Source organism: Aquimarina ulvae (assembly GCF_053613295.3).
In genome coordinates, this window is record NZ_JBSIBP030000002.1 from 325,421 (window position 1) to 339,182 (window position 13,762).

Below are 13,762 nucleotides of genomic sequence, written 5' to 3' on the forward strand. Positions count from 1 at the left end.
CAGCTAAACTCCTGTAATTTGGTTTCAGATTTTATCCCAAAAAAAATAGTTACATAAATACAAAATTATCAGTTCAGTTTCTTTTAAGAATCAGAAGATATTCGATTGATATAAAGATACGTGTTCGTAGAAGGCTGGAAGATCATTATTATCCAACAACAATAATGTTTCTCTTCAGCCTTCTCTTTATTGTAAAAACATAGAGATAAATTTTTTAAAGCGTTAAATGAGATCTACATCCTTAAAAAACTGAGAAAATACCATAAAGACAGAAAAATAGCTCACGCATTGACGAACTGAGTTTATCTCATTGTTAAGGCAACTAACCGTATTATACAATTATTAACTTTATCGTAATGTTTTTGTAATATTCTCTCTTAATTCATATCCCGAAATAGGCTTCACTTTAAAAATCAAAAATCGACCACCCTTAAAATAAATAAAACAATACAAATAATTGATAAACAGTGTTTTAAAATCATTCATTTCCTCTAAATCACAAGTCAAAAAAAACAGAAAACTTTAAAAATTTGCTAAAAACCTCTTTATTCTGAAATTACAATCCCTTAAACTAAGGATAATAGTAGCATAAGATTTCTTACTGGAAAACCGTATTTATTTGTATCAGATTTTTTAAGGACACGAAATGAGAAAATTTTTCACAGTTATCGCACTGTTTTATCTTGGATTAAATTTTGCACAAGAAACCGGTTCCATCGCCGGAACACTTCTAGACAAAGAAGTAAACAATCAACCGCTACCTTTTGCTAATATTGTAATTGCTGGCACTACTATGGGAACGTCATCTGATTTTGATGGAAAGTATGAAGTTACCAATATCCCACCGGGCACCTATACCTTAGAATTTAGTTTTACAGGATATGAAACCCTGCGTATACCAGACGTGGTTGTAGAACCTAATAAAGTAACCGTAATTGATACTGCTTTAGGCGCCACCGCCGCCGCACTTGAAGAAGTTGTTATTAAAGTACAGACTAATAGAGAAAGGGAAGAAGCGCTGTTATTAGAACAAAAGAATGCTGTTCAGATAAAAGAAAGTATCGGAGCAGAACAACTTACAAGACTTGGAGTTTCGAATGCTTCTGCTGCGACTACAAAAATATCGGGTGTATCCAAAGCAGAAGGATCCGGAGATATTTATGTACGTGGTTTAGGGGATCGCTATCTAAGTACTACGCTTAATGGATTACCCATACCATCAGACAATATTGACAAAAAAAATATAGACTTAGAACTGTTTCCAACAAGATTTATAGGAAACGTTTCTATAAGCAAAACGTTTGCTCCTTCCAATTCAGCAGATCTTGCTTCTGGAAATATAGATATTGTTTCTAAACAGGTTACAAAAACAAAAGATATTGGCGCAAGTGTTAATGTTGGAGTAAATTCTAATGTTGCAGATGGCGATATTTTTAACTCCTTTAAAGCTACTGCTAACAATAATGATATTTCTTTAGGGATATATAGTCGCGAGTTTGAAGCAAGCAACCTTGTAAATGCATTAACCCAACAATCTTGGAATACAACAGAAATTTCAACTCCTATCAATTATGGATTTGGTTTTAATGTAGGAGGAATAGTAGGTGAGGCAAGAAATTTTAAACTTTATTTTAGTGGTGGTCAATCTGTCGATTATGAATATAGAGAAGGGTTATTCAGAGAATATGATCAGGGGAACCTAAGAGATATCGTACCAGAAGATGATTTAAGACGCTGGTTACGTACTGTTAACTCCACAGCAATGTTACACAGTCAGTATAAAATTAGTGATGACCATAAATTATCGTTAAACACGTTCGCTATTAACAAAGTTTTTGAAGAGACGTTAGAAGCTGGGCGTGAACGTACTACAGAGTTTTTCGAAGAACTAGATAATATTGAAGAAGGATCTCAATTTCTTAGAGACCAAAATATAAAGAGTACTTTTCTATCAGCAACACAACTTATTGGAGAACATGCACTTTCTGAAAAGAATACTTTAGAATGGGCAGCGGGATTTAATTATTTAGCAGCTAATGAACCGAATAGAATTCGTAATGAGGTAAATATTCTTAACGACAATCCCAACACTCCTGAGAATGAAGATGGAGTAATAGAGCTTGGATTTACCGGAGGGTTTCAGCAAAGAAAATCTGTTCAGGAAATTACCGATCAAGAAATTAATGCTCGAATCTCTGATGAATGGGTTCTTAAGCAAAATGAAGATGAAGAAGATATTTTTGTATTAAATATTGGTGGAGATTTTAGAAATAAAACCAGAGACTTCTTATCTCAATTTTTCGGAGTTGAAGAAGGTAATGTAGAAATTAATCCTACATCGATAGATGCTATAGGTGACATCTTCACTCAACAAAATTTTGACACTGGAGCGTTACAACTTAATACACAGCCAATAGACAGCTATGACGCAGAACTTCTTTCGTACTCTGGAAACGCAAACTTTACAGGAACATTTAACAAGTTTACAGCGCAAGTTGGTGTTCGTTATCAAAAGGATGAAATTGATGTAAACTTTGATGTAGGAAACTTTGTAAATCCTCTTACAGGACAAGCAAGAATTGGATCTTCTAATAAAGAATATGATAATTTCTATCCATACTTGAACTTAAAATATTCAGTAAACGAAAAATTAGCATTACGTCTTTCAGGAAGTTTAGGTCAGACGTTACCAGAGTTTAAAGAAATTGCACCTTTCCAGTATGTGTCTCAGGTTGGACAGGTATTTCAAGGAAACCCTAACGTAGAAAGATCTACAAACTACAATGTAGATTTCAAAGTAGAATTTTTTCCAGAAAGTGACGAATTATTATCCTTTAGTACATTCTATAAAAGAATTGAAGATCCTATAAACCGTGGTTTACAAAGAGGAGGAGAAGATATTTTCTCTTACTTCAACACTGGAGATCGTGCTCGTATTTTAGGATTCGAACTTGAGGGAAGAGTATATATCATCAAGAAACGAGCATCAAATCCTAATTTAAGACTTAGTGGTAATATTTCTTATCTAGATCACATACAAGATCTAAAGGATGTAATAAGAGAAGATGGAACATTAGAGCAAACTTTCAAATATGGTGATAGAACTGAGATAGGATTAGAAGGAGCATCCGATTGGATCTCTAACGTATCATTAACCTTTAATTCTGGAGAAGAATTTCCATACGAACTTACCCTTACCGGGAATTATACATCAGATAAGATCTTCGCCTTGGGAGCTCCTAGAAATCAGCAGCAACCAGATGTGTTTTTTAATGGGGAAATTATAGAACAAGGTTTTGTGACATTAGACTTTATAGCTAATAAAGAAATTAATGAACACTGGAGTTTAGGCCTAACTGCCAAAAACTTATTAAACCCAACGATAAAAAGAACGCAATTCATTCAAGAAGTTGTTAGTGGTGATCAATTTGAAAGTACCATTTTATCCTATTCTACAGGAATAGAAACTTCCCTGAGTCTTAGTTATAAATTTTAAAAACTATTAATTAAATATAAACAATGATGAAAACTTTTAGTAAATTATTAAGCTTTGCAATAATCACAGGATTACTTTTTGTGTCTTGTGGTGATGACGATGATGGGGTGATAATTACTCCACCAACAGATGATTCTATTCTAAATGGGGTTATTAATGATGACCGTACTTTGGATGCTAATATTCAATACACAATTACAGGAACTGTAACTGTTGCATCAGGAGTTACACTTACAATACCTGCAGGTACTGAAATCGTATCCCAAGTCGGTGTCGAAAATTACCTTGCCGTATTAAAAGGCGCTGACATCAACATTCAGGGAACAGCAGCTAATCCAGTAATTATGCGTTCTAATGGCCAAGCAGGAGCTTGGGGTGGTTTAGTTATTTGTGGAGATGCTACAACTACCGAAGGAACAGACGCTACTGCAGAAGTTGGTGGCCTTATTTATGGTGGTACTAACAATACTGATCGCTCAGGTAACATCGATTACTTAATCATAAGAGATGCTGGTGCTCAGATCAATGCGGATTCTCAGTTTAATGGTCTTACATTATATGCCGTTGGTTCTGGAACTACTATCGATAATGTAGCGATCATTAATGGTACTGATGATGGTGTTGAATTTTTTGGAGGAACAGTATCTGTAACGAACATGTACTTACAAAACAACGAAGATGATTCTGTAGACTGGACTGAGGGTTGGAGTGGAACACTTACTAACGGATATGTTTTAAACACAATTACAGATTTCTCTACTGCGATCGAAGCAGATGGTGTAAATAACAACCCAACACTTGTAAACTTTACAGCGATTTCTTCTACTGGAGGTACAGCAATCCAAATCAAAAATGATTCTGGTGCAACTATCAATGGATTAACCCTAACTGGTTTTGATACGTCTTTCGACTTTAGAGATAGCGCTCCTGCTTCTAACTTACAAGTTGATGGTTCAGATGCAGATACCGCTGACGACGCAGTATTTAGTACTTCTTCTACCAACGCTAGTTTATTTGCTTGGGTTATAGATGCAGGAACTGGTTCTGGTAACGTACTTCCAGCTACTATTTCTAGTGATCTTACACTTGATGCTTCAGTTGCATATGAAATAAGCGGACCAGTTTTAGTGAGTAATGGTGCTACTTTAACAATTCCAGCAGGAACTACAATTACTTCCGAGTCTGGAACTGCAAACTACTTAGCTGTATTAAAAGATGCTTCTATCGATATCCAAGGAACTATGGCTGATCCAGTAGTAATGGAATCTAACGATGGTGAAGCTTGGGGTGGATTACTTATATGTGGTGACGCTACTACTACTGAAGGAGTAAACGCTATTGCTGAAGTAGGTGGTCTTGTTTATGGAGGAAACAATGATGCTGATAACTCTGGTACAATCAACTATCTTGTACTTAAAGACACTGGAGCTCAGATCAATGCTGATTCTCAGTTCAATGGTTTAACTCTTTATGCAGTAGGTAATGGAACTACAATTACTAATGTTGCTGTTATCGGTGGTTCTGATGACGGAGTTGAATTCTTCGGAGGAACTGTAAATATGACTAATTTCTATGCAGAAAACCTTGAAGATGATGCTGTAGACTGGACTGAAGGATGGAACGGTACACTTACAAACACATTCGTTAACATCACAATAGCAGATTTCTCTACTGCAATCGAAGCTGATGGTGTAAATAACAACCCAACACTTGTTAACTTTACTGCAGTTTCTACAATGGGAGGAACAGGAATCCAAATCAAAAACAATTCTGGAGCAACTATTACTGGTCTTTCATTAACTGGATTTGATACTCAATTTGATTTTAGAGACAGCGCACCAGCTTCTAACTTACAAGCTGATGGTACTGATGCTGCAGAAGCTACAACATATAGTACTTCTACAACTGTAGCAGCTGATTTTGCTTGGGCAACTTCTTTGTAAAAAAATAGATTTGAGATAAAAATCTCATCAATACAACAAAAACCGCTTCAAAAATTGAAGCGGTTTTTTTATTCTACAACGAAACTAAATCATAATTTTTCAAAAAATTCCCTTTTTAGCGGTCACATTCTTTTCATAAAACGGATTAACGATTGTAAAAACACATATCTAATTTTAAAACTTTTATTATGAAAAACAAGATTTACTATTTATTACTATTTACAGCTCTAACCTTCCTCTCTTTTTCTGGGAAAAACCTATCTAAATCCACTTACTTGGAACCTATCAGTATAACTGAAAAGGTTAAAGAAGATAATACAAGTTATCAATTATCTAGGAAATACCATAAAGTTATTAAAGTAGGAAGTAATTTAGATGAAGCGTCTTCGAATTTTTGTAACGGACAAACTACCGAAAACACAAGCTGGAAGCTTAATATACTAATAGACCAGCCTCTTGATAAAACAAAGATTTATCAAATGAATTTCGGAAGAGGATTACATTATTATAAAGTATTGATTGCAGCAACCTATACAGGAGATGCTGATTATGAAATTGATGAAGCTACTGCCGGAGCACCGATAGAGCCAATCTGTGACAGCGATAATGATGGTATCCCTGATCAAGTTGATAATTGTCCAAATGTATCAAACCCTGATCAAACTGCGGATATCGATGGAGATGGAATAGGTGATGCTTGTGACAATTTAGATAATCGAGACACTGATGGAGATGGAGTTCAAAATTTTAGTGACCTATGCATCAATGAATCAGGTTCCCTTTCCAATAGAGGTTGTCCTATTTTAGGATCTAAAAAATATCATAAAGTGATAAGTGTTGGAGATACAGCAACCGAGGCAAAACAAAATATTTGTGCTGGAAATACTGCAGAAAGTATAAGTTGGAAACTAAACATTACTATCGCTAATCCTCTTATTCTTGGGAAAGTCTATAAAATGAACTTTGGAAGAGGTCTAAAGTATTATAAGGTGCTTATCGCTTCTCAAAGTAGCTCTGATGGAGATTATCTGATGCCCGGAAATCCTATTGGATCACCATTTAATGCACAATGCGACAGCGATAATGATGGAGTTCCTGATTATACTGATAATTGTCCAAATGAGCAAGGTCCTGCATCAAATAATGGCTGTCCACAAATACCAAACTTAACTGTAGATTTAAATGCTTCCGCTGTATTTTCTCAATGTTTAAGTTGCCCTCCTCCTCTAGATACGTTTTTTAATAGTGGAAAAAAACATTTAATTACCAATGGTGGAGTAGGGAGTATTTCATTTGACAGGTTAGCGATCAGAAATATTGGAAATACTACTTCTAATAGTGCCAAGGTAAAATTCTATTTTTCCATAAATAATAGTATTGGTAGCAGTGATAAGCTCATTAAAACGATTACTATTCCAAGTCGTAATGTAAATAGTTCTTATGGTATTCAAACAACCATTGATGGATGGGATATTAATAATAATGGAGATCTAGCAAACGGAAATTATTTTATCTTAGTTGATATTGACACAGATAACTCTAATAACGAAGGTACACCTGGTGAGGCAGATAATCTTTTAGTACTCCCAATAACCTACACTACTCAAAATACTTCTTCTATTATTTTCCCAACAGGCACCTCTTCTGAAATTTCTGTATATAATATTTTCGGATTATTCGTAGAACAAAAATCGGTCGCTTCTAAGCAAGAAGAAACTGCCTTTATACACAGTTTACCCAAAGGTTTATATATCATTAAAACTGGATCAGAAACATATAAAGTCAGTAATTAGTATTAGAATAGCAAAAATGTAAAAGACACCCTCGCTTGAGGGTGTCTTTTATAATAGCTCTACACTTTCACTGATTTCCAAGTACCTTTTCTAAACCATATAATTCCAACTACGGCTATTAAAATTTCGGCAAAAGTAATTGCTAAAAATACTCCCATTGCTCCCCAATCAAGAACAATTGCGGCCAAATAAGCAAACGGAAGTTGAAATACCCAGAAGCAGAAAAAGTTAATAATAGTTGGCGTCTTCGTATCTCCGGCGCCATTAAATGATTGAATCACCACCATACCATATGCATAGAATACGTAACCAGCCGCAATTACACGCAAACTTAATGCACCGTACGTTATAACTTCAGGTTCTACACTAAAGATTCTGACAATAACCTCAGCAAATATTAGGTAAAATACAGATACAAATATCATAAAATAAGCATTGTACTTTCCTGTTTTCCAAACAGACTGTTCTGCTCTCTCAGGTTTACCCGCTCCCAGGTTTTGACCAACAAGAGTTGCAGCGGCGTTACTCATCCCCCAAGAAGGCATGAGCGTAAACATTAATACTCTAATTGCAATAGTATATCCCGCCAAAACTTCACTACCAAACTCTGCCATGATTCTCATTAAAAACACCCAGCTGGATGTTCCTATAATAAACTGACCAATACCTCCAAGCGATACTTTGATCAAATTAATCATGACTTTAGAACGCAAAACAATATCCTTAAGAGTTACCTTAATTTTACTCCAGCCAAAAAAAAGAATTACTAATTGTAATAGCACTGCACTACCTCTTCCTATAGTAGTTGCTATAGCAGCTCCCTGTACTCCAAAACTAGGAATTGGTCCAAAACCGAAAATAAAAAGTGGATCAAGAATAATATTTAAGAGGTTAGAAAAAATCAACACTTTCATAGCTACAGAAGCGTCACCTGCTCCTCGGAAAACAGCATTGATTAAAAACAATAACATAATCGTTATGTTTCCTCCCAGTAATATCTGCGTATATCCATACCCTTCGGCTATTAAATCGGGTTCGGCTCCCATAAGGGTTAAAATTTCTTTCGGAAAAAGTATTCCAACGACACTAATCATTAGTGCAACAGAAACCCCTAACAATATAGACTGCACAGCTGCCTGAGAAGCTCCTATCATGTCTTTTTCTCCAACTCTACGAGCTACGATAGCAGTAACTCCCATACTGAGACCAATTGCAACAGCATAAATTAAAGTGATAACCGATTCTGTTAAGCCTACCGTTGCAATGGCATTTTCACCAAGACCGGAAACCCAATAGATATCTACTAATGCAAAAATAGATTCCATGATCATTTCTAAAATCATAGGGATGGCTAACATAAATACTGCTTTACGGATACTACCTGATGTAAATTGTTGCTCTTTGCCTGTGATAGCTAGTTTAAAATATGAAAATAGTCTGGAAAGTGTAAGTTTATTTGGTGTCATAAGTGAAAGAATTATGATTAGAAAAAAGTAATAATCGGAAAGAGCTAAGAAAGATTTTCTTAACCAAATGGTACCAGATTTGGTATTTCCAAAAAGACGTACATAATTCTTACAACTTCATAGTGAGACAAATATCTACTTTTTTTAGGGAAAACACAAAAAAAATAATGAACTCTATTTTTGAAACAATAAACCTGTAGCTTTTATAACAGATTGATAATTTTTAGACATTTAACATTAAAAAAAAGAGTTCCTAACTCAATTTTTAATAAAATATTGTACTTTTATACTCCCAAAGTAAAGTCTATATGAAAAAAATCTACTTATTACTCATATTTATTGGTGTTTTTTGCCTCTCTTTTCCCACTGGAGTTCAGGCACAGTCATCTTTTAACACTATCGATCAAGAAGAAGAAGTTCAGGTATTTCCTAATCCTGTTTCTGGTGATATTCTCAATATTAGAGCTAAATCTGGCAAATCAATGACTTGCAGAGTATTTAGCGTTTTAGGAAAAACGGTGTTGTTTAAGGTTATTACCACTCAGGAACAACTCGATATTGCAGCTTTACCTCCTGGTGTATATGTCCTTAGAATCAAAGTAGGTGAAAAAGCATTTACCAAAAAGTTAATTAGAAAATAATTAAGAACACTTTTTTTATTATCGATCTAATCTGGCTATGCTAGTATCGCCATAATTTTTCTACAGCAAATTCTGTTCGGCATTAATAATATAGAGAACACCCGCTTTTGTACAGCGTGTTTTTTATACCTTTGTTTTAAACAAAATAACTTTTCCAACTTGTATGCTGGCTGATACTATTTTTACAATTCAAAATGATCAGGATTTTGAAAAAGTCGCATTGAGAATTTTTCAACACCAGTATATTAACTGCAGAATATATCAAAGATTCTGTAATCTTTTAGGGATTACTAAAACTTCAGTTAAAACAACCGAAGAAATTCCATTCTTACCCATTGAATTTTTTAAACAGAAAAAGATAGTGAGTGCCTCAGCTGATATTCAGCAAATTTTTACTAGCAGTGGTACAACAGACAGTATTACCAGTAAGCATTATGTTACTGATGTTAACATTTACGAAACTAGCTTTCAAAAAGGCTTTCAGTTTTTTTATGGAGACATAAAGGAATATACGGTTCTGGCATTGCTACCTTCGTATCTGGAGCGGGAAGGCTCTTCTTTGGTATATATGGCCAATACATTAATAAAAGAAAGTCAGCATCCCGAAAGTGGATTTTATCTGGACGAAACTGAAAAACTGATCACCACTCTAAAACAATTATCCACAACTGGTCAAAAGACACTTCTTATGGGTGTCTCTTTTGCATTATTAGATCTTGTAGAAAACCGTCGAATTGAACTCCAGGATAACACCATTATTATGGAAACCGGAGGAATGAAAGGCAGAAGAAAAGAAATGATACGAGAAGAATTACACCAGAACCTAACAAAAGGGTTTGATGTATCCAAAATTCATAGTGAATACGGAATGACCGAATTATTATCCCAAGCCTATTCTAAAGGTGATGGACTTTTTTATTGTCCGCCCTGGATGAAAATCTCAACCCGTGACACTGAGGATGCATTAACCAAAATGCCCGCTGGTAAAACCGGAGGCATTAATATTATTGATCTGGCTAATATAAACTCTTGTTCGTTTATCGCAACCCAAGATTTAGGAAAAACCTATACCAACGGTAGCTTCGAAATACTGGGTCGATTTGACCATAGTGATATTAGAGGGTGCAATCTAATGTCATTGTAAAAAGCTTACTCCTTTTAAAACATCCAACAATTCCTTTTTGCAACTTTTAGTTTCAAACTTCGTATTTAGAAATGTACTTATGTTTAGAAAATATAAAAACATGTTAAAAATGTAATGTTCTTGTTTTTCTAACGACTGAATGGTTGTAACAAAAAAAGTACACAACATGAAAAAGTTCTTTGTTTTACTTTTTATAGGATTAACAGTAAATGTAAGTGCACAGCAAATTGATTATAATGTGAAAAAAGGGTTTGTGGCTAAAGGATATGACGTTACTGAATACTTTAATAATAAATCGGTAAAAGGAGATAGCAAATTTGTAATGACTGTCGACAACGCAAAGTACAAATTTGCTAGTAAGGCAAATCTTGAAAAGTTCAAAATGGATCCAGAAAGATTCATACCACAATATGGCGGTTACTGTGCCTATGCTATAGGAGCAAGTGCCGAAAAAGTAGATATTGATCCAGAAACGTTTGAAATAAGAGATGGAAGATTGTATTTATTCTATAATTCGTGGGGAGTTAATACCTTAACAAAATGGAATAATGAAGGAGCGGCGGCTTTACAAGAAAAAGCTGATAAGAATTGGCAAAAAATAAAAATAAAGAAATAAATCGATAGCATCGATGCACATATAGAACGCTAAGTTTTTTTCAATAATTGATTGGTTAGTTGACAAAGCCTGCTAAGAAGAGATTCTTGCAGGCTTTGTTTTTGGGTTACTATAGTATTGTAATCTGATAAAATAGCATTATAATTCAATGCACCTATATAAAATATTAAATCTAACTTTTCGTTATCAACATCCAACTTAAATTTTAACACAATGAAAATCAACAAGTTTTTGAGCGTAACCGCTTTAGGAGTATCTGCAATGTTAATGATCAATTGTCAAAATGACCCTATAACCGAAGAAGTAACACAGGAGTTGTCAAAGTCTAATACCGCATTAGAAGCCTATCCTCTAACTTCAAGTGGAGAAACCGTTATCAAACCTTTTTTTGGAACAGAAACTGAGTTTAGCAAAGTGGATGGTAAATTAGTTTTGGGAGATATGATTCTTACTCCCGAACAAGTAGAAGAAACCAATACTATTGCAAAAGGTACGATTCTTAATAATCCTTCCAGAAGATGGCCAAAATCCGGAAATACCTATGTTGTCCCCTATGTAATAGACAGTCGCCTTCCTAATAAAAGCCGAATAACCAATGCTATGAACCACTGGAAAAACAAAACCAAAGTCCGTTTTGTACAGAGAACGAACCAACAAAATTATGTGTATTTTACGGATGATGGAGGTTGTTATTCTTACATTGGTAGAATTGGAGGTCGCCAGTTTATATCTATTGCTAGTGGTTGTTCTACAGGAAATACAATTCATGAAATTGGGCACGCTGTAGGTTTATTTCACGAGCAATCACATCCAAGACGCGATCGAAATGTGACGGTTAATTTCCAAAATATTATGCCGGGGAGAGAAGGTAATTTTAGAAAAGAATCTTTTTCTAATGTAAGGACCACAAATTTTGATCTGGGATCCGTTATGATGTACGGCTCTTTCTTTTTCTCTAAAAATGGGCAACCTACCATTACCAGAAAAAACGGAAGTACTTTTAATGTACAAAGAAATGGTCTAAGCACAAGAGATGTAAGAGTCGTAAATAAAATATATCAATAAGTTAATTTCGCTTCAAAATATAGTAAAAGGCGTATTCTTTTTGATTAAGAATACGCCTTTTTTAGTATTATTCTACATAAGAAATCCTATACAGCTCTGATTACAAAATAGTTTTTCTTTCCTCTTTGTAATAAAACGAATTGATCATTGATCAAATCATCTGTTGTTATAGCATATCCTTCTTTTACCTTTTCTTTATTTACGGATATTGAATTCTCTTTAAGAGCCCTTCTTGCCTCTCCATTAGATTTCAGGAATCCGGTTTGTTCTGCTAATGCCCCAATAATATCCAATCCACCATCAATAAGATCTTTGGAAACTTCGGTTTGCGGGACTCCCTCAAAAACATCTAAGAATGTTGCTTTATCTAGTCCCTTTAAGTCTTCAGAAGTCGATTTTCCAAATAATATGTTGGACGCCTTAATTGCGTTATCCAAATCTTCCTGAGAATGAACCATAACCGTTATTTCTTCTGCTAATCTTTTTTGAAGTAATCTTCGACCTTCATCTTTCTTATGCGATTCTATCAATTTATCAATCTCTTCTTTCGATAAAAAAGTAAAAATCTTAATAAAATTTTCCGCATCATCATCTCTGGTATTCAACCAAAACTTATAAAACTCGTATGGAGATGTACGTCTGGCGTCTAACCATACATTTCCACCTTCTGATTTACCAAATTTAGATCCATCTGCTTTAGTTAATAATGGGCAGGTTAACGCATATCCTTTTCCACCTCCAATACGTCTGATCAACTCTGTTCCTGTAGTGATGTTTCCCCATTGATCACTCCCTCCCATTTGTAGCGTACATTCGTGTTCTCTATACAAATGCAAGAAATCATATCCTTGTACTAATTGATATGTAAATTCTGTAAAAGACATCCCATCAGAAGACTCAGCAGAAATTCTGTTTTTTACGGAATCTTTGGCCATCATATAATTGACAGTTATATGTTTACCCACATCTCTAATAAAATCTAGAAATGAAACGTCTTTCATCCAATCATAATTATTAACTAAAACTGCTGCGTTTGCTGCATCACTTTCAAAATCTAAAAACTGCCCTAATTGAGATTTTATGGCTTTCTGATTATGTCGTAATGTTTCTTCGTCCAATAGACTACGCTCAGCTGATTTACCAGAAGGGTCGCCAATCATTCCTGTCGCACCACCCACTAAGGCAAAAGGTTTATGTCCTGCACGTTGATAATGCGCTAGTAGCATAATTGGTACTAAGTTTCCTATGTGTAATGAATCTGCAGTAGGATCAAACCCAACATAGGCAGCCCTCATTTGTTCCATTAGGTATTCCTCTGTACCAGGCATAGCATCATGTAACATTCCTCTCCAGCGCAGTTCTTCTATAAAGTTTACAGCCATTTTTTTATAATTCAATTTAGATGCGGCAAAGATAAAAATATGGATTATATAGCGCCATGAATACGACAGAAATCGTTTGTCAAAAAGAATAATCTATGTCTAGATTAAAAAAACATCCTATAAATTAAATTTAAAAACTTTTGCATACTGATAACACGAAACCTATTTTAAAACTAAAAAAAGACGCTAACACAACTTAACAAAACTATTTTTATT

The 13,762-nt window shown here is 34.6% G+C and carries 9 protein-coding genes; 7 read left to right on the forward strand and 2 right to left on the reverse strand.

Going from position 1 to position 13,762, the window contains the following annotated elements; all coding sequences use genetic code 11:
* Positions 1 to 646: 646 nt before the first annotated feature.
* The 3 genes from ACWGOQ_RS05010 to ACWGOQ_RS05020 all read left to right on the forward strand — a co-directional run bounded on the left by ACWGOQ_RS05010 (position 647) and on the right by ACWGOQ_RS05020 (position 7,232).
* Complete coding sequence (locus ACWGOQ_RS05010) at positions 647 to 3,496, forward strand: TonB-dependent receptor (protein ID WP_452056224.1); 2,850 nt, start codon at positions 647 to 649, stop codon at positions 3,494 to 3,496.
* 23 nt (positions 3,497 to 3,519) lie between these two features.
* Entirely contained in the window at positions 3,520 to 5,439 is a 1,920-nt protein-coding gene (locus ACWGOQ_RS05015) for a beta strand repeat-containing protein (RefSeq protein ID WP_458202407.1), read from the forward strand.
* Positions 5,440 to 5,627: 188 nt separating this feature from the next.
* Positions 5,628 to 7,232, forward strand: coding sequence for a thrombospondin type 3 repeat-containing protein (locus ACWGOQ_RS05020; protein WP_452056222.1), 1,605 nt, complete (start codon positions 5,628 to 5,630; stop codon positions 7,230 to 7,232).
* A 59-nt stretch (positions 7,233 to 7,291) separates the two neighbouring features.
* On the opposite strand, the gene ACWGOQ_RS05025 is transcribed toward ACWGOQ_RS05020, so the two are convergent.
* Positions 7,292 to 8,698: an MATE family efflux transporter gene (locus ACWGOQ_RS05025; protein WP_452056221.1), complete on the reverse strand. Its 1,407-nt coding sequence runs from the start codon at positions 8,696 to 8,698 to the stop codon at positions 7,292 to 7,294.
* Positions 8,699 to 9,006: 308 nt separating this feature from the next.
* Here ACWGOQ_RS05025 and ACWGOQ_RS05030 point away from each other — a divergent pair, with 308 nt between their 5' ends.
* The 4 genes from ACWGOQ_RS05030 (at position 9,007) to ACWGOQ_RS05045 (ending at position 12,164) form a co-directional block, all read left to right on the forward strand.
* Entirely contained in the window at positions 9,007 to 9,339 is a 333-nt protein-coding gene (locus tag ACWGOQ_RS05030; RefSeq protein WP_452056220.1) for a T9SS type A sorting domain-containing protein, read from the forward strand.
* A 163-nt stretch (positions 9,340 to 9,502) separates the two neighbouring features.
* Entirely contained in the window at positions 9,503 to 10,483 is a 981-nt protein-coding gene (locus ACWGOQ_RS05035; protein ID WP_452056219.1) for a LuxE/PaaK family acyltransferase, read from the forward strand.
* A gap of 166 nt (positions 10,484 to 10,649) precedes the next feature.
* Entirely contained in the window at positions 10,650 to 11,099 is a 450-nt protein-coding gene (locus ACWGOQ_RS05040; protein ID WP_452056218.1) for a YHS domain-containing (seleno)protein, read from the forward strand.
* Positions 11,100 to 11,312: 213 nt separating this feature from the next.
* On the forward strand, positions 11,313 to 12,164 hold the full coding sequence (locus tag ACWGOQ_RS05045) for a M12 family metallopeptidase (RefSeq protein ID WP_452056217.1): 852 nt from the start codon (positions 11,313 to 11,315) through the stop codon (positions 12,162 to 12,164).
* 86 nt (positions 12,165 to 12,250) lie between these two features.
* Here ACWGOQ_RS05045 and tyrS read toward each other — a convergent pair whose 3' ends face one another.
* Entirely contained in the window at positions 12,251 to 13,546 is a 1,296-nt protein-coding gene (gene tyrS, locus ACWGOQ_RS05050; protein WP_452056216.1) for a tyrosine--tRNA ligase, read from the reverse strand.
* Positions 13,547 to 13,762: the final 216 nt, after the last annotated feature.